At 36.5% G+C, this 17,765-nt stretch carries 16 protein-coding genes; 5 read left to right on the top strand and 11 right to left on the bottom strand.

Annotated features, from left to right (window positions below; all coding sequences use genetic code 11):
* Nucleotides 1–311: 311 nt before the first annotated feature.
* Nucleotides 312–1,211, bottom strand: coding sequence for a DMT family transporter (locus ACQKNC_RS20215; RefSeq protein WP_427426519.1), 900 nt, complete (start codon nucleotides 1,209–1,211; stop codon nucleotides 312–314).
* 233 nt (nucleotides 1,212–1,444) lie between these two features.
* On the opposite strand from ACQKNC_RS20215, the gene ACQKNC_RS20210 reads away from it, so the two are divergent.
* Nucleotides 1,445–2,161 (top strand): MgtC/SapB family protein, encoded by a 717-nt coding sequence (locus tag ACQKNC_RS20210; protein ID WP_427426518.1) that lies wholly within the window; start codon nucleotides 1,445–1,447, stop codon nucleotides 2,159–2,161.
* Nucleotides 2,162–2,176: 15 nt separating this feature from the next.
* A complete protein-coding gene (locus ACQKNC_RS20205; RefSeq protein WP_427426517.1) occupies nucleotides 2,177–3,172 on the top strand; it encodes a cation diffusion facilitator family transporter in 996 nt (331 codons plus the stop codon).
* 131 nt (nucleotides 3,173–3,303) lie between these two features.
* Here the strand turns inward: ACQKNC_RS20205 and ACQKNC_RS20200 are convergent, their stop codons facing one another.
* From ACQKNC_RS20200 to pruA, 6 genes are all read right to left on the bottom strand, one after another.
* Complete coding sequence (locus ACQKNC_RS20200) at nucleotides 3,304–3,504, bottom strand: hypothetical protein (protein ID WP_427426516.1); 201 nt, start codon at nucleotides 3,502–3,504, stop codon at nucleotides 3,304–3,306.
* The gene (locus ACQKNC_RS20195) at nucleotides 3,501–3,671 is read right to left on the bottom strand and encodes a hypothetical protein (protein ID WP_427426515.1); all 171 of its coding nucleotides are present in this window, start codon (nucleotides 3,669–3,671) and stop codon (nucleotides 3,501–3,503) included. The genes ACQKNC_RS20200 and ACQKNC_RS20195 overlap by 4 nt, the downstream gene beginning before the upstream one ends.
* A 314-nt stretch (nucleotides 3,672–3,985) precedes the next feature.
* Nucleotides 3,986–5,149 (bottom strand): iron-containing alcohol dehydrogenase, encoded by a 1,164-nt coding sequence (locus ACQKNC_RS20190; protein ID WP_427426514.1) that lies wholly within the window; start codon nucleotides 5,147–5,149, stop codon nucleotides 3,986–3,988.
* A 296-nt stretch (nucleotides 5,150–5,445) separates the two neighbouring features.
* Nucleotides 5,446–6,690 carry a Glu/Leu/Phe/Val family dehydrogenase gene (locus tag ACQKNC_RS20185; protein WP_427426513.1) on the bottom strand — a complete coding sequence of 415 codons (1,245 nt, stop codon included), beginning with the start codon at nucleotides 6,688–6,690 and terminating at the stop codon, nucleotides 5,446–5,448.
* 83 nt (nucleotides 6,691–6,773) lie between these two features.
* On the bottom strand, nucleotides 6,774–7,967 hold the full coding sequence (locus ACQKNC_RS20180) for an ornithine--oxo-acid transaminase (RefSeq protein ID WP_427426512.1): 1,194 nt from the start codon (nucleotides 7,965–7,967) through the stop codon (nucleotides 6,774–6,776).
* A 260-nt stretch (nucleotides 7,968–8,227) separates the two neighbouring features.
* Complete coding sequence (pruA, locus tag ACQKNC_RS20175) at nucleotides 8,228–9,772, bottom strand: L-glutamate gamma-semialdehyde dehydrogenase (protein WP_427426511.1); 1,545 nt, start codon at nucleotides 9,770–9,772, stop codon at nucleotides 8,228–8,230.
* Nucleotides 9,773–9,918: 146 nt separating this feature from the next.
* Here pruA and ACQKNC_RS20170 point away from each other — a divergent pair, with 146 nt between their 5' ends.
* On the top strand, nucleotides 9,919–11,226 hold the full coding sequence (locus ACQKNC_RS20170) for a sigma 54-interacting transcriptional regulator (RefSeq protein WP_427426510.1): 1,308 nt from the start codon (nucleotides 9,919–9,921) through the stop codon (nucleotides 11,224–11,226).
* 406 nt (nucleotides 11,227–11,632) lie between these two features.
* Here ACQKNC_RS20170 and yugI read toward each other — a convergent pair whose 3' ends face one another.
* The 3 genes from yugI to ACQKNC_RS20155 all read right to left on the bottom strand — a co-directional run bounded on the left by yugI (nucleotide 11,633) and on the right by ACQKNC_RS20155 (nucleotide 14,295).
* Nucleotides 11,633–12,010: a S1 domain-containing post-transcriptional regulator GSP13 gene (gene yugI / locus ACQKNC_RS20165; protein ID WP_427426509.1), complete on the bottom strand. Its 378-nt coding sequence runs from the start codon at nucleotides 12,008–12,010 to the stop codon at nucleotides 11,633–11,635.
* An 88-nt stretch (nucleotides 12,011–12,098) separates the two neighbouring features.
* Nucleotides 12,099–13,754, bottom strand: coding sequence for a hypothetical protein (locus ACQKNC_RS20160; RefSeq protein ID WP_427426508.1), 1,656 nt, complete (start codon nucleotides 13,752–13,754; stop codon nucleotides 12,099–12,101).
* Nucleotides 13,747–14,295 carry an RNA polymerase sigma factor gene (locus ACQKNC_RS20155; protein WP_427426507.1) on the bottom strand — a complete coding sequence of 183 codons (549 nt, stop codon included), beginning with the start codon at nucleotides 14,293–14,295 and terminating at the stop codon, nucleotides 13,747–13,749. The genes ACQKNC_RS20160 and ACQKNC_RS20155 overlap by 8 nt, the downstream gene beginning before the upstream one ends.
* A 277-nt stretch (nucleotides 14,296–14,572) precedes the next feature.
* Here ACQKNC_RS20155 and ACQKNC_RS20150 point away from each other — a divergent pair, with 277 nt between their 5' ends.
* Entirely contained in the window at nucleotides 14,573–15,907 is a 1,335-nt protein-coding gene (locus ACQKNC_RS20150) for a sodium-dependent transporter (RefSeq protein ID WP_427426506.1), read from the top strand.
* Between the two features lie 199 nt (nucleotides 15,908–16,106).
* Here the strand turns inward: ACQKNC_RS20150 and ACQKNC_RS20145 are convergent, their stop codons facing one another.
* Nucleotides 16,107–16,367, bottom strand: a complete 261-nt coding sequence (locus ACQKNC_RS20145; protein WP_082172888.1) for a DUF1871 family protein — start codon at nucleotides 16,365–16,367, stop codon at nucleotides 16,107–16,109.
* 72 nt (nucleotides 16,368–16,439) lie between these two features.
* On the opposite strand from ACQKNC_RS20145, the gene ACQKNC_RS20140 reads away from it, so the two are divergent.
* Entirely contained in the window at nucleotides 16,440–17,612 is a 1,173-nt protein-coding gene (locus ACQKNC_RS20140) for a MalY/PatB family protein (RefSeq protein WP_427426505.1), read from the top strand.
* The last annotated feature ends 153 nt before the right edge of the window (nucleotides 17,613–17,765 follow it).

Genomic DNA, 17,765 nt, shown 5'->3' with positions numbered 1-17,765 from the left:
TGAGCCAGGATCAAACTCTCCATAAAAAGAAATTTGATTAGCTCAAATTGTTTTGCTGGCATCATGTTTGATGTCCAAAATTTTGTTTCGTTCACCAACTCAAGGTTAGCTACTAAAAACTTTATTGATTACGTTTTGCTTGTTCAGTTTTCAAGGTTCATTTCGTCGCCGTTGTTTTCAGCGACTTTATTATCATAACTTGTATTCAACAAGAAGTCAACAACTTTTTAAAATCTTTTTTTAAAATCTTTTTTTCAAGTCGTCCTTCTTGTTAAGGACAAGTAATAATATATAATATATCATTTTTAAAATCAAGCTTTTTTCGAAAAAAAATTAAAAATCTTTTTCTCATCGACTACAAACAATAGAATTCCTACTAGAACAATTACTCCACCAATAATTTGTGTGGCTATTAAATACTCTTTAAAAATTAGAAGAGCTAAAATGGCCGCGCCAATTGGTTCAAATAATATCGCAATGGAGACTACATTTGTACTGACATATTTGATAGACCAATTAAATAAAGTATGACCTAATAAGTTAGGGACTATCGCTAATACAATAAACCATATCCAGTCCATATTAGAATAAGGGCCGAACGATTCACCATTAATAAGAACGTAGACGAATAACGTAATTGTACTAACAGCATAAACAATCATCGTATAAGTCACAAGAGATAACCTCTTACGTACATCTTGTCCAAATAAAAAGTAAGCTGTAACAAGTACGCATGCAACAAGAGCAAGCATGTCTCCAAAAAATGCAGTACCGCTAAGTTTAAAATCTCCCCAACTAATTAAAATACTACCGGCAATAGCAATCGCTCCTGCTAATATGGTTTTCAGAGTAATTTTTTCTTTAAAGAAAAAATATGTACCTAAAAATGCAAACAATGGCTGTAGTGCAACCAAAACTGTAGAACTTGCTACCGAAGTGAAATTGAGTGATTCAAACCACAAGATAAAATGGAAGGCTAAAAAAACACCTGCAACTGAAGAAAATAGCCAATCACGTATTCGTAATTTCTTTATCTCATTAGTGTACTTCAAAAAAAATAGAGGAGCCATTATTAGTACTGAAAACAACATACGGTAAAATGCAATAACCCCTGCTTCTGCATTTGCTAATTTTACAAATATGGCAGATAAGGATACAGAAATAACTCCAATAAAAATAGGGATGTATGGATGAATTTTCGGTTTCTCCATAAAATCATCCTCCAATCACTTATATATGAGCATAATTGCCTCCGGATTGCTTTCGCTTCCAAAACCATTTGTAGCTGACGCTTCGCTTTCTCTACAAAAATATCTGCTACAAGAAATTAAAAATACTTATACTTCATTACTATCGTGATGTACAATACAAAAAAGTAATGTACATATAATAATGACACCTTGCATATCTCTTAGCAATACGAAATATCTGAGGAGGGTTGCGTATGGAGACCTTTGAAAATTTGATTACATATGAAGTTGGCATAAAATTAGTAATTGCAGCCACATTAAGTTTAGTAATCGGCATTGAAAGAGAATTAAAAAAGAAGCCTGTAGGATTAAAAACCAGCTTAGTTATCGCTACATTTAGCTGTTTATTAACAATCATTTCGATTGAAACCGCCTACTCGACACCCCCAAGATCAGGCGTTAATATTACAATGGACCCTCTACGCTTGGCTGCCCAAATTGTTAGTGGAATTGGATTTCTGGGAGCTGGTGTTATTTTAAGACGTGGGAATGATAGCATTTCAGGTTTAACAACTGCAGCAATGATTTGGGGAGCAGCCGGGATAGGAATAGCAGTTGGTGCAGGCTTCTATATGGATGCTACATTAGCTGTTATTATCATTGTTTTCGGGATTGAGGTTTTATCGCCGTTTCTAATGAAAATAGGACCAAAAAGAATTCGCATGCGAGAAATCTCATTGAAAGTTCAAATTAACAACGATGACAATAGTGAATCCTTTCTACAATTTCTCAAGGAAAACAATATTGTCATCGAGAACATGCGCATTCTAGATATTCCAAATCATGATAATGTTTTTCACGAATTAGATTTACGCCTATCTTTAATTATCTCTGATAACTTACTGTCATTTTATCGTTCATTACGAGCACTACCTTATATAGAAAAAATCGAAATGGAAATTTTAAATTAGTTGGAGGATTCTTTCGTGGCAGAAATATTGAAACTATTAAAAAACGGTAATAAACCTTCTCTGCTGGCAGCAGTTGTCAATGCCTTTTTAGGAATTATTAAAGGTGCTGCCTTCTTCTTTACAGGTAATGTTGCCATGTTTGCAGAAATGATGCACTCTCTAGGAGATGCAGCAAACCAATTATTCGTTTATATCGGCTCAGCGCTTTCAAAAAAAGCACCGACAAAACAATTTCCTGGAGGCTTTGGCCGAATTGTAAATTTAGTTTGTCTTTTTGCAGTTATTATCGTGGCAATTCTTTCTTATGAGACTGTAAAAGAAGGCTTGCATCATTTTATGCATCCCGCTGGAGAATCTAAAGGAATGCTCATTGCACTTGGCGTATTACTTATCGGTATTGTTTTAGAAGGGTCAGTTCTTGCGAAAGCTGCCGTTGAAATACTACATGAGGTTGGGCAGGAAAAAACGGGAATAATAACAGCTATCCCTAAGGCTCTTCCCTATTTAAATCGCGCAAAACCAGCAACAAAATTAGTATTTATGGAAGACTTAGTTGCTACAGGAGGTAATGTCTTGGCCTTCGCTGCTATTTTAATCGCACATTTTACAGGCTGGACAAGAATAGAAGGACTTGTTTCAATGATTATTGGCTGTATGATGTTCTATGTAGTAGCAAAAGTTTTCCTTGATAATGCACGTGGAGTTATTGGTGAAACTGACGAAGAAATGCTCAATCATATTGCTCATCTTGTTATGGATGATCCAAATATTAAAGATATTGTTCGCTTAGAAGTCGTTAAAGAAGGTGAATTTTTACATGTTGAATTAGTGGCCGAAGCTGATCCCAACCTATCACTCGCTTTTCTAGATGATGTACGCGACCATTTAACAGAGGTCCTTTTAAGTCAGAAGGGCGTATCAAAAGTGGCCATTTTATTTGATGAGGATAATGGGAAACTTGATTGGGTGCATATTGGCGAAAGACCAGTAAACTCAACATTCAAACAATAACATCATTATCCAAAACATTTTTTCTAAATAAGATAAATAGCCAATTGCCATATTTCAGGCAGTTGGCTATTTTTTATACTTGTACTAGATGACTATGACTTTGTTCTCGTTTAATTGTATCTCTTCATTACTTACAAAATTTGATTTGTAATCTTAAAAGTTAATACCATTTTTAATGCGATAATCTTTTTTTCACCGTGCTGTTCAATAACTATTTTTGAAAATTTTAATGTTGCTAATCGATTAGCCAATGCATATTCTTCTGCATTTGTAATCCTTCTTCCGTCTGCATAGCAACCTAAAATGAAATTACCAGCATAAGAATCTTTCAAGACATTAATATTTTTCGATAATAAACTTGCACTATTTCAGCATCCCCTAAATAAGGTTCCACTTCTACAACTATTTCCCTAGAAGGACGTACAAACACTTGTACACTTGCTTTATTTACACCATCTGTAAAGGTAATATTCGTTTGACCAAATTGTAAGCTTTTCAAAAAATATTTTGATCAAGTATATATCCCGAGACAATTTGATTATTCTCAACTTGCAGCGATTACGCTTCAATTCCCCATACTTCTACACCATTTTGTATTTTATAAACATGCCGCTGAAATGACGTCTCTATGCATTGCAATGTGACACCGCGATCTTCAAGCAATTGTTTCAACATTTACTCTCTCCAACCTAGTTTATTATTGTCTTTAATTTAATAAACATAGCTGAACAAAATCTGAACCTACATTTCCCTAATCAACATGCCTAAAAAAATACGAGACTACATCGTGTAGTCTCCTATCCATTTTCAATATTAAAGTGAGTTTTGCAAAATTGTACGAACATCTTCTTCCTGTAATTTGTTGAAGTTTCCAAAAGGTCCATTTTGCATAGCATGCTCTACAATTTGGTTAAATTTCGAATCATCGATTTCATAATCTGCAAAGCGATTCGGGGCTCCTATTGAAGTCCAGAACGCCGATAAACGATCAATTCCTTCGTATGCAACCTCTTCTTGTGACTTACCTGTAGCGTCGACACCGAAAACACGTGTTGCAATGCCTGCAAAACGCTCTGGATTCACAGGTACACTTAGACGCATCCAATGTGGTTGTAATATCGCTAAACCACCTGCGTGCGGAATATCGTAAACTGCAGATACAGCGTGCTCAATATTATGTGACGCCCAATCACCGCGAGAGCCAATTGATAAGAATCCATTTAACCCAATTGTTCCGGCTAATAAAATCGTTTCGCGCAACTTGATATTCTCTAATTCTTCTATTAATTTAGGTGCTGTTGTAATGACCGTTCGTAATACTCCCTCACACATTTCATCTGTAATCGGTGTATTCGTCGTATTATGGAAATATTGTTCAAGTACATGCGACATCATATCAACGATACCGTAAACTGTATGATTTTTTGGTACTGTCACTGTATTTGCTGGATTTAAAATCGAAAATTTCGGGAATACAGCAGGGCTTCCCCAGCTTAATTTTTCTTCTGTCGCAGCGTTTGTAATAACAGAGCCCGAGTTCATTTCAGAACCTGTTGCAGCTAGCGTTAATACCGTTCCAAGCGGTAAAGCGTCCTGCACAAATACTTTACGCTTTACAATATCCCAAGCATCGCCATCATATTTTGCGCCAGCGACTATTAACTTAGAACAATCAATGACAGAACCGCCACCAACAGCTAGAACTAGATCAATTCCTTCTTTTTTACAAAGATCAATACCCAGTCTTGCTGTTTCCACACGTGGATTTGGCTCTACACCGCTTAATTCAAATATTGTTTTATCCGCTTCTTGTAATTTCTCGATGACTGCATTGTATACACCATTTTTCTTAATGCTGCCTCCACCATATACAACTAACACCTTTTTACCATACTGCGCTAACTCATTAGGTAGCTTTTCCAGTGCTTCTTCACCAAAATGTAACTTCACTGGGTTATAAAATGCAAATGAATCCATTCAATTCGCCCCTTTCTAGTTGGATTTTCTCATATTTCTGTTGATGAAAGCAAAGTTTAAACTTTGGTCATGTGCTCTTCATAAACTATCCATCAGTTCGTCCACCCTATCCATCGCCTCAACAGTTATTGTTGGAAGCTCCATACTTATGTGCATACTGCAAATAAGGAAAGAGCAAAAAGAAAAAGAGATGATGTTAGAGCAATGTCTTGAACATCTTATTCAGTCGAATAAAAAAAGAAAAAACGAGTCATCCCATTATTAAAGGAATGACTCGTTTCATATTTAAGTTTTGATTAAACCCATCCACGGAAGCGTGAAGCTTCTGCAGTGCGGCGAACACCTACCATATAAGCTGCTAAACGCATGTTAATGTTACGTGTTGTCGCTGTTGTATAAACGTTTTCAAATGCATCAACCATTTTTTTGTATAGACGTTCTTCAACTTCTTCTTCTGTCCAGTAATAACCTTGGTTATTTTGTACCCATTCGAAGTAAGAAACTGTTACACCACCAGCTGATGCTAATACGTCTGGTACAAGTAAAATGCCACGATCAGTTAAAATTCTAGTTGCTTCAGCAGTTGTTGGACCGTTCGCAGCCTCTACTACGATGTTTGCTTTAACGTTGTGTGCATTGTCAGCAGTAATTTGGTTCTCGATAGCAGCTGGCACTAGAATATCACAATCAAGTTCTAATAATTCTTTATTTGAAATTGTATTTTCAAATAATGTTGTTACAGTACCGAAGCTATCACGACGATCTAATAAATAGTCGATATCTAAACCTTCAGGATCATGTAGTGCACCATAAGCATCTGAAATACCGATTACTTTCGCGCCTAAATCATGCATGAATTTCGCAAGGAAGCTACCTGCGTTACCGAAGCCTTGGATAACAACGCGTGCACCTTTAATTTCAATGCCACGTTTTTTCGCTGCTTCTTGAATAACGATTGTTACACCTTGTGCAGTTGCACGGTCACGACCTTGAGAACCACCAAGCACTAGTGGCTTACCTGTGATGAAACCTGGTGAGTTGAATTCATCCATACGGCTGTATTCATCCATCATCCAAGCCATAATTTGTGCATTTGTAAATACGTCTGGCGCAGGAATATCTTTTGTTGGTCCTACGATTTGACTAACTGCACGTACATATCCACGGCTCAATTTTTCGATTTCATCCATAGACATTTGACGAGGGTCACAGATGACACCGCCTTTACCACCACCGTAAGGTAGATCCACGATACCACATTTCAATGTCATCCACATTGAAAGCGCTTTAACTTCCTCCTCAGATACTGCTGGATGGAAACGTACCCCACCTTTAGTTGGTCCTACTGCATCATTATGTTGTGCACGATAACCAGTAAATACTTTTGTTGTACCATCATCCATTTTCACTGGAATGCGTACTTGTAGCATACGAAGCGGTTCCTTTAATAATTCATACATTGCTTCGTCATAGCCAAGTCTATTTAGAGCCTCTTGAATAACTACTTGAGTTGATGTGAACAGATTTAAGTTTTCAGACATATTAAATCGCCTCTTTGTTTTTTTTAATGATAGTATATCGGCATCATTGTAACATACTTCCGAATTAAAATGTGAACATTTTGTTAAATATTAAATACTTTTTCAATTTGTTCGATTGACCAATCTAAATCTTCTTGTGAAATAACAAGTGGTGGTGCAAATCGAATGACTGTATCATGTGTTTCTTTACATAATAAACCTAATTCTTTAAGCTTTTCACAGTATGGACGTGCTGCCTCTGTTAATTCCATTCCGATAAATAAACCACGCCCACGAACTTCTTTAATTACTGGGTTATTGATTTCTTTTAATTTGCCTTTAAAGTATTCACCAAGTTGGTGTGAACGCTCTGCTAATTTTTCATCTAGTAATACTTTAATTGAAGCAATAGATACAGCACATGCTAAAGGATTACCACCGAACGTTGAACCGTGTGATCCCGGATTGAATACACCTAAGATTTCACGATTTGCAGCTACACAAGAAATCGGGAATACACCGCCACCTAAAGCTTTACCTAGGATGTACATATCTGGCTCTACTTCTTCCCAATCACATGCGAACATTTTACCTGTACGCGCTAAACCAGCTTGGATTTCATCTGCAATGAATAAAACATTGTTTTCACGGCATAGCTCCCGAGCTGCTTTTAAGAAGCCTTCAGATGGAATAACGATACCAGCTTCACCTTGGATTGGTTCAATTAAAAACGCTGCTGTGTTTGGAGTAATTGCAGCTTTTAATGCTTCTAGGTTACCGTAATCTACTAACTTAACATTCGGTAACATTGGACCGAAGCCACGACGATATTCTTCGTCAGATGATAAAGATACAGCAAGCATTGTACGACCATGGAAGTTACCATTACATGCAATGATTTCAGCCTTGCCATCCTCTACACCTTTTACATCATATGCCCAACGACGAGCTGCTTTAAATGCAGTTTCTACCGCTTCTGCACCTGTATTCATCGGTAATACCATCTGTTTATTCGTTAATTTACCAACAAGCTCATACCATTCACCAAGGTTTTCGCTATAAAATGCACGAGAAGTTAAAGTTACTTTATCAGCTTGTTCTTTTAACGCAGCGATAATTTTTGGATGACGATGTCCCTGATTCACAGCAGAGTAAGCTGATAGCATATCTAAGTATTTGTTACCTTCTGGATCTTTTACCCAAGCACCTTCAGCCTCTGAAATGACGATTGGTAGCGGGTGATAGTTTGCAGCACCGAAATTTTGAGTTTGTTCAATAACTTGTTCTGTTTTTGTCATGTAATATTCTCTCCTTACTTTCATGATGAAAAATCTATGGAAGACTGTTCTTCTATAAACTAAATAGGAATAATTTTATTCATCAGCATTTTCTGAATAAAGAAAAAACAAGAATCTACTCGCTACTCCTCGGTAAGCCGCCTCGACATTAGCGTCTGCGGTTCTTGCCGGGCTTACTTTCCCAGGAGGAGTGTCGCAGATTCTCTCTTTTAAAATAATCTACTTATAGCCCTATCAACTAACTAAATATTTTTTAAACATTAAAGCATTTCAGAAGTTGTTTTTGCTTGCATGTGAAGTTGTAGATAGTCAGGGCCACCTGCTTTTGAGTCTGTACCTGACATATTGAAGCCTCCGAATGGTTGGTAACCAACGATTGCACCAGTACAGCCACGGTTGAAGTATAAGTTACCTACATGGAAATCTTCACGTGCTTTTTCTAAGTTCATACGATTATTTGTAATAACCGCACCAGTTAAGCCATATTCAGTATCATTCGCAATATCAATTGCTTGATCGAAATCTTTAGCTTTTGTAATGGCTACAACTGGTCCAAAGATTTCTTCTTTCATAACACGTGCAGAAGGAGCTACGTCTGCAAATACTGTTGGTTGGATAAAGTAACCAACTGAATCATCAGCTGTACCACCTGCAACAAGGCGACCTTCACCTTTACCAATTTCAATGTACTCTGTCACTTTATTGAAAGCTGCTTGGTCAATAACTGTTGCCATGAAATTGTTGAAGTCTGATGGGTCACCAACTGTTAACGTGTTTGTTAATTCAACTACACGTTCAACGACTTGGTCATAGACATCTTCAACGATAACAACACGAGAACATGCTGAACATTTTTGACCAGAGAAGCCAAATGCTGATTTTACGATAGATTGTGCTGCAAGCTCAAGATCTGCTTCTTTATCAACAACGATTGTATCTTTACCGCCCATTTCAGCGATAACACGTTTAATCCAAATTTGACCGTCATTTAATACAGATGCACGTTGGTTAATACGTAAACCTACATCACGAGATCCTGTGAAGCTGATGAAGCGTGTTTTCGGATGATCAACTAAGTAGTCACCTACTTCTGCACCAGAACCTGGTACAAAGTTCACTGCACCTGCTGGAAGACCGGCTTGCTCTAATACTTCGATAAATTTATAAGCAACTACAGGTGTTGTTGAAGCTGGTTTTAATAATACCGTGTTACCTGTTACTAAAGCTGCAACTGTTGTCCCTGCCATAATTGCAAATGGGAAGTTCCATGGTGAAATAACAATCCCAATACCTAATGGAATATAGTCATAACGGTTGTATTCACCAGGACGGCTCTCTACAGGTTGACCTTCTTTAATACGTAACATTTGACGACCATAGTATTCTAAGAAATCGATTGCTTCCGCAGTATCTGCATCAGCTTCAGCCCATGGTTTACCTGCTTCTTTTGTTAAAAGTGCAGAGAATTCATGTTTACGACGACGGATAATTGCCGCTGCTTTGAATAGTACATCAGCACGAATGGCTGGATCTACTTTTTTCCAAGTTTTAAATGTTTCGTCTGCAGCTTGCATCGCTTTTTCAGCTAGTTCTTTGTTCGCTTTTGATACGCGACCAATTACTTCTGTTTTCTTTGCAGGATTATATGAAACGATTTTATCTTCTGTAGTAATACGTTCGCCACCGATAATAAGTGGATAGTCTTGACCTAAATAACTCTCTACTTTATTTAATGCTTCTAAATATGCTTTGTTATTTGCCTCTTGAGTAAAATCTGTGAATGGTTCGTGTTTGTATGAAATCATACTAAATCCTCCCTCGTGAGATGTGTTTTAAGTGTGCAAAAAACGTTGACGCAAAATATTTTTGCGTTTAGAATATTCTTACACTTATTATAATGCAAAATTTCGTTGCATATTTCAAGTAAAAAATTTTTTGAGGTGCACATTTTATGAAAAATTCTGAACCCCTACTCCCTTTTTATGAGTTTATTGCAACAAATGTATCTGTTGGTATTCATGCTGTAGACCTTTCAGGCAAAACAATTATTTATAATACAAAGATGAAAGAAATTGAAGGATTTCATATTGATGAATTAGCAGATCGTTCTGTCATTGAAATGTTTTCCTTCCGCCAGCATGAAAGTACTTTAATGCGTGTATTACAAACAGGAAAAAAAGAAATTAATGTAAAACAAACTTATTGGAATAAAAATGGTCATGAAATTACAACTATTAATGATACTTTCCCACTTTATGTCAAAAATAAACTAATTGGAGCTATCGAATTTGCTCGTGACATTACATCACTCGAAAAATTAGTTTATCAGCCCCTTCGTCGATATGGTGAACCTTTAACATTCGATATGATTACAGCTGTTTCCGAATCGATGCAACAAGTTATCGCAAATGCAAAAAAAGCAGCAGCTGTGAAATTACCGGTATTACTAATTGGGGAATCGGGGACAGGAAAGGATTTAGTAGCAGAAGGCATGCACCATGCAGCATCGACTGATCCTGAAGCATTTGTAACCCTAGTGAGTCGTCGTTCTGCTCAATCTGTTTTAGATAAATTACAAGAGCTCTTACAGGATGACAAGGCATATACTTTTTTCTTTGAACGCATTGATTTTTTAAGTCTAGACATTCAAGAGCAACTATTAGAGATATTACAATCTCTTCCACAGTCTAAATACATGCTCATCGGGAGTGTAGGAAGCGATCCCATTACATTAATCGCAGAGAAGAAACTTTCAAAATCGCTGTATTATTTCTTTGCAACAATGGCCATCACCATCCCAAATTTAACAGATCGAAAAGAAGATATTCTTCCGTTTGTAGATGATTACTTTAGCCGCCATCGAGAACGCTTTGCTTCAAATGTTTCGGAACTAGCGCCTGATGTACGGGATTTATTTTTGCAATATGATTGGCCAGGAAATTTAAAGGAGCTCGAGCTATTACTAGATGAAATTGTGTCGTTTATGACCACTGAATCAACAGTTATCTCAGATTTACTTCCCATGCATTTTCGCTTTAAGGTACAGCAGCAAGACACATCCAATCACGAGCCAGAATTCTTTATGTTCCAGCAACAAAATGATGTTATGCCACTCGATGCTTATTTACGTGAAGCCGAATCATATTATGTGCAAAACGTCTTAAATTTATATGAAGGCAATATTACAAAGGCCGCTAGTGCGCTTGGCATGAGTCGTCAAAACCTACAATATCGAATTCGAAAAATAAAGAATCAATAATTTTCAGCTATAATTGAATACAAAAAAAAACGAGGATGCATTCATACTTGAAAGCGTCCTCGTTTTTTTCCCGCATTAACAGGCAGTAATTTATCTGTACCGAAACTGAAGCGTCAGGCCGCCTCAAATTTCAGCAAAAGCAAAGAAGTTAGGTATAATAACTGCCTGTAAAAGCCCGATTGGTGAATACTAATAATCAGTGGGGATAAAGAACTCCCCACTGATTAAAGTTTCACTTTACCCCGCATTAACAGGCAGTAATTTATCTGTACCGAAATTAAAGCGTCAGGTCGCCTCAAATTCAGCAAAAGCAAAGAAGTTAGGTATAATAACTGCCTGTAAAAGCCCGATTGGTGAATACTAATAATCAGTGGGGATAAAGAACCCCACTGATTAAAGTTTCATTTTATTGTCCTGACTGCTCGATCCAGTCTTGTAATTTATCTTTTAGGGAATTAAAACCATTTGCATCCGATTCATCTACACGGTCCTGCAATGATTTACGTGGTAGTACATCTTTTTTACGCAATGTTGCTGGGCGCTCCTGCAAAGCACGAATCGATAAACTAATTTTTTCGGCATCTTCATCGATTTCAAGTATCTTCACTTCTACCTCTTGCCCAACTGACAAAAATTCACTAACGTCCTTTACAAAGCCGTACGTAATTTCGGAAATATGCACAAGACCTTGTGTATCTTCGTCAAGCGCAACAAATGCACCGTACGGCTGAATACCTGTAACTTTTCCGTTCAACACGTCTCCTAATTCATATTTTTTTACCATAAACTTTGCCCACTTTCTTTTTGTTTGCTACGTATATATCACCATAAATTATAACATACGTGTATTAGTGGGGCAAAAAATCATCCCATCAATCATTGATCCCTGCTATGCGATAATTGCCTTCTTTATTTTTCGATAATTTAATGAGGAATTGTCTACCATACGTATTCTGATACTCTCCAGAAACACGAACAGCAACCATTGGATAAATACCATCATATTCCCCTATTTGACTAAAAATATCTAAACTTTTAACTTTGTGTATCAAACTTGTATTAATGTTCGTTTCAGGCATTAATATAGCTTTTTGTAAAGATTCATCTCCAATAGTTATTGCATATAAATAAAGAGAAACCATATTCAATGGGCGTAGCTGATTGATAAATGTTTCCTCATCGCCGTTCTTACACTGCTCATAAATTCTCTTTATTTGCTCTATTTCTGTATCATCATAGCCTACAATATTAAAATCACTATCGTTAATAAGCCTGTCAGTTTCTTCTCTAGCCTGCAATATGACTATCAAAATATCGTAAGCTGATAACTGCACTAAAGTATCGGAGTTATTGTTTAGTTGCAGTTCATTTAAAACTGTCGCAGCAGTATTCTTCATAACTTCTCCATACTTTCCATCAGCTACTTTTTGTAAAAAATCTAAATAATCTTCATTTACTTCTCCTTCTTTTGTTAAAACAGGATAGGTTTTCGTTCCTTTCAACAACACCAACCATGTATTTTCAAAGTTTTGCCTTAAAACCTCATAAGTAGGTGAATCTGCGTTTACATCTGCTAGTAGCGTACGCTCCATTATTTTTAATGATTTAGCGGTTTCTTCTCGTGTATACCTTAAATCATCCGCTAATAATAACTGCCCCTTTTCTAAATACTCAAAGTAACCAAAAATATCAGGATGCAATTTATTGATATTGGGTGGAGAAAATTCACCGTAAATTGGTGTGGCTTTAAAATAAAACGCCCCCTCTTCATTCTCTTTCAATTCCATGAATTGATTATTTGCGGCCTCAATAATTGCCCTTACATCTGACGGATATTTATTGGTATCTTTAGATTTCTTAAGGAGAGGTTCATATGGTTTAAGAAGATCACTGTAAAAGTTCTCTAATTCCAATACAGTTTTTTCATATTGGTAATATATTTCAAAAGATTCATCTAATGTTAAATTATTATATTCATCAATGGCTTCTAGGGCTCTTCTTGGTGTCGTCAATTTATTAAGTATAGTTTCCTCATTAAATTTTAAAAACTGTACATCTTCTTCTTTTACATGAGAATTCCTTTTTGTATAGAAGTCTAGTATGTAGTCAGCTTCTTTAATAAATTCAAATGCATTCAGTTCATTAATAGAAACTTTTAATTCTCTTCTTATTTGTTCTTTTTTACTGTTATATTTTTTAGTAATATTTTCGATCCATTCTTGAATTCCAACTTCTTGTTTTTCTTTCTGAGAAACATCTTTTTTACTATTTATGTTTTCTGGTTGATTAATGACATACGACGAAATAAGAACACTTAATAAAAGTACACTTGCAATGCTTGCTATCCAGACAGCTGGCTTTTGCCATCTTGAAGGGGGCTTTTTTGTTGTTACTGTTTCTGGTGATTGTTGTGTTGCATTTTCTGCCTCGATTTGTGCGAAAACGGCTTCTGGATCTAACTGTGGTTCCATGCGATCATAGGATTTTTTTAGAAGTTCCATTCGTTTTTCAAATTGCTTATCATCCATTTTCAACACTCCCCTCTTGCAATAACCCCGCTTTGAGCTTTTCCTTTGCACGTAAAAGACGAACTTTGACAGTTGATAACGAAATATTTAATACCTCCGCTATTTCCTCATACTTTAATTCATGAAAGTAAAATAATATGATAGGATAACGATATTTTTCATCAAGTGCTTTAATGGCATTATGTAATAGCCTATCTTCCTCAAAATTAAGGACATGCTTTTCTGCGGAAGATGAGGGCATTTGTTGCTGAGCATTTAGCCTTTCTTCCTTTACCTGCTCTCGTTGTTCTTTACGATAATAATCACGTGTTGCATTCAATGTGATTTTATAGAGCCATGTCGTAAAACGATCCTGCTTAAATTGATCTAAAAAACGATAGAGCTTCACAAATACCTCCTGTGAAACATCTGCTAAATCATTACTATGAACGCCGCATTGAAAGGCAAATTTTTCAACTGTTAGTTGATGTATTCGGATTAGCTCTATATAGGCGTCTTTATCTCCTTGCTGAGCTCTTTCGATTAATTCAGTTTCTGTCACAGCCATCCCTCCTTTGTGTATGAAACGAAACATCACTCCTAATTGTTACATATTTTACTTATTATTAAAAATCTATGTATTTTTCCGGTAAGATTTGTAACTTCGCCGGTTGAACCTCTGACTCCGCCGTTAAGACCCCAAATTTAGCCGGTTGAACTAATATTTAGTTACTATAACTACCTCTGCTGTATGTACGAACTAATTTACTGAAATTTGCTTGTGTTATGAGAAAATATTGCGGTAAAATAAAACTTTAGTATAAGGAGGATTTATTTTCGTGTCTTCGAGAGATCAATTTACAACTAAAATTGGATTTATTTTAGCTGCTGCTGGAAGTGCTATAGGATTAGGAGCTATTTGGAAGTTCCCTTACATGGCGGGTACTAACGGCGGAAGTGTCTTTATTTTACTATTTATCCTATGTACATTTGTCATCGGCTTGCCGGTGTTAATTGCAGAATTTATGATTGGACGCCGTGGGCAAAAGGATGCCGTCACGTCGTTTAAGGAACAAGCACCAGGAAAACCATGGTACTTAATTGGATGGGGTGGCATGATTATTGCCGGTCTAATACTTTCATTCTACAGTGTTGTTGGTGGCTGGATTTTAAGCTATTTGGGTCGCGCTATAACATTCCATCTCAATAGTTCAAATGGTAATTATGCAGATTTGTTTGGTAACATCATTTCAAGCCCATTTGAAGCAGTGCTTGTACAAGGGTTATTTATGTTATTAACTGTTGTGATTGTATCAGCAGGTATTCAAGGCGGTATTGAAAAAGCAAGTACTTGGATGATGCCTCTATTATTCATCTTCTTCATCATATTAGTTATTCGCTCTTTAACATTGGACGGTGCAATGGAAGGTATCAAATTTATGTTCGTCCCTGATTGGTCCTATTTAAATGCAGAAACATTTTTAAAGGCGCTTGGACAAGCATTCTTCTCGTTAAGTGTTGGGATCGCGGTAATGATCACATATGCTTCCTATCTACCGAAATCAGAAAAGATTGGAAATTCAGCCATCAATGTTGCATTGATGAATATCATTATTTCTTTACTTGCAGGTCTAGTAATTTTCCCAGCAGTGTTTGCACTTGGCTATACACCTGATCAAGGTCCTGGCCTAGTATTTATTATTTTACCTGCTGTTTTTGAGCAATTACCTCTTGGTGGACTGTTCCTAACTATTTTCTTTGTACTCTTACTCTTTGCAACTGTTACTTCTTCCATTTCCATGTTAGAAATTGTCGTGGCAATCGCAATTGGAGATAAGCCTGAAAAGCGGAAAAAAATCGCTTGGATTGGCGGTATTATTATTTTTATCGTTGGTATTCCGAGTGCACTATCATTCGGCATCCTATCTGATGTAAAAATTTTAGATCGCTCTATTTTCGATTTTGTAGACTTTTTGACAAATAGTATTGGTATGCCAATCGGAGCCTTCCTGATTTCTATCTTTGCAGGTTATTATTATACAAAAGATATTTCTCGTAAAGAGCTTGCCACTTCTAGTCTGATGTTCAATATTTGGTATATTTCAATTCGTTATGTTTCCCCGATCGCTATACTTATCATTTTCATTCAGGGGATTTTACCGTTGTTTAAATAAAAAAAACGAGGTTGTCTAAAATTGAAAGACAACCTCGTTTTCTATAGAAAAGCAAAAGCATAATTGCGACCGGATTCGCTTTCACAGATTGTGAAGTTATTAGCCTGAGTTCCTCTATTTCAGCGGATGTTTTTGTGCGAAAGCGTAGTGCTAACATAGCGACAGCAACAACAGATGTTTGGATACTCGCTGAAATAAGTTAAATAATACATTTTGCTTCAAATTTTATCGCAATAAGTTTGTATGAAATAGCTACACAATCTTCAAATGGAATCCATTCTTCAAACGAATGCTCATATGTTTCTTGGATAACCTTTGCAAGAGTAGATGGATCATCAATACCTTGCAATGCTGCTACAACATCTGCTGTTTCAGTATCATAATGGTCTGGACCTAAGTGGAATGGATCCCACTCCTCTAGCAGATGTACGGCTGCTTGATTCATTTTTATATTTTCCAAAATACTCACCTATTATCCTTTTATCATACTCGTATGATACCATAGTAAATAAAAAAGAAAAGAGTGATTTGCTTGTCTATTTTCGATCAAACTATTAAACGTCGTTGTACAAACTCTGCAAAATGGGACGCAATGGAAAACGTATATGGGCTACAAAATGCTTCAGACATCCTACCAATGTGGGTAGCTGATATGGATTTTGCTGCTCCAATAGCCGTATCAAAAGCGCTACAAGAGCATGCTGAAAAAACTGTTTTCGGCTATAGCTTTGTTAGCGATGAAGCTATACAAGCGATCGTAGACTGGCAGAATGCTCATCATGATTGGCACATTGACAAAGAATCAATTGTTTTCTGTAATGGTGTTGTCGCTGCTTTAGCGGATAGTATCAAGGCACTGACAAATCCAGGAGATAAAGTACTTATTTCCTCACCCGTCTACCCACCATTCTATAACATCCCGAAAAGTAATGCTCGAGAGATTGTTAATTGTCCTTTAGTAGAAAAAGATGGGACATTTGTTTATGACTTTGAAGCCTTTGAGAAAGCACTTGCTCAAAATGTGAAAGCCTACATATTGTGTAATCCACATAATCCAGGGGGCTATGTATGGGATGAAACTACATTAAAGGAAATCGTACGACTATGTGCAAAATATGATGTAGTGATTATTTCCGATGAGATTCATTCTGATTTAATGTTGGATGGCTCAAAACATACACCATTAGCAAAAATCGCTGGTGATGAAGTTAATCGTATTATTACGTGCATGGCACCGACAAAAACATTTAATCTAGCGGGTATTCAAGTTGCTTATATGATTGTGCCGGATAAGGAAAAGCGTATGCTACTAGAAGCCGTTCATATGGCTAGTGGGCAAGGCTCATTAAATACCTTTGCTTCTGTTGCACTTCATGCTGCTTATAATGAGGGTTCTCCATGGTTGGATGAAATGCTTACTTACATTTCAAACAATATGGACTATGTGATTGCTGAATTAGAACAATTAGATGGTATCCATATTACAAAACCTCAGGGCACTTATTTGCTTTGGATTGATTATCGAGAATTAGGACTTAATGAAGAAGAAATCATGGAACGCTTGCTGGAAAATGGCAAGCTAGCATTAGAGCCTGGGACAAAATACGGCGAAGAAGGTAGTGGCTTCCTACGTATGAACGTTGCTTGCTCATTTGATACAGTGAAAGACGGTGTTCAACGCTTTAAGCAAGCGCTTCAGCGATAGTAAGTAAATAGTGAAGGATATCTCAAGTTTTTCCGAGGTATCCTTTTTTGTTTAGAAATATATATCATAAGAAGATTAAGCATCTAGAGTATGGTGCGAAGACAAATAATACATGAGTTGATTTATCATAAGATTAATGAGAAAGTATGATGC

The sequence above is a fragment of the Lysinibacillus sp. NPDC094177 genome, assembly GCF_050279145.1.
GTDB lineage: Bacteria > Bacillota > Bacilli > Bacillales_A > Planococcaceae > Lysinibacillus.
This window is presented reverse-complemented; position numbering and strand designations above follow the sequence as displayed.

Excerpts from the sequence above, each read along its gene's own strand:
- yugI (WP_427426509.1), bottom strand. The coding sequence starts at position 12,010 with ATGGTAAAAAAATATGAATTAGGAGACGTGTTGAACGGAAAAGTTACA.
- ACQKNC_RS20180 (WP_427426512.1), bottom strand. The coding sequence starts at position 7,967 with ATGACAAAAACAGAACAAGTTATTGAACAAACTCAAAATTTCGGTGCT.
- ACQKNC_RS20190 (WP_427426514.1), bottom strand. The coding sequence starts at position 5,149 with ATGGATTCATTTGCATTTTATAACCCAGTGAAGTTACATTTTGGTGAA.
- pruA (WP_427426511.1), bottom strand. The coding sequence starts at position 9,772 with ATGATTTCATACAAACACGAACCATTCACAGATTTTACTCAAGAGGCA.
- ACQKNC_RS20210 (WP_427426518.1), top strand. The coding sequence starts at position 1,445 with ATGGAGACCTTTGAAAATTTGATTACATATGAAGTTGGCATAAAATTA.
- ACQKNC_RS20185 (WP_427426513.1), bottom strand. The coding sequence starts at position 6,690 with ATGTCTGAAAACTTAAATCTGTTCACATCAACTCAAGTAGTTATTCAA.
- ACQKNC_RS20170 (WP_427426510.1), top strand. The coding sequence starts at position 9,919 with ATGAAAAATTCTGAACCCCTACTCCCTTTTTATGAGTTTATTGCAACA.
- ACQKNC_RS20215 (WP_427426519.1), bottom strand. The coding sequence starts at position 1,211 with ATGGAGAAACCGAAAATTCATCCATACATCCCTATTTTTATTGGAGTT.
- ACQKNC_RS20160 (WP_427426508.1), bottom strand. The coding sequence starts at position 13,754 with ATGGATGATAAGCAATTTGAAAAACGAATGGAACTTCTAAAAAAATCC.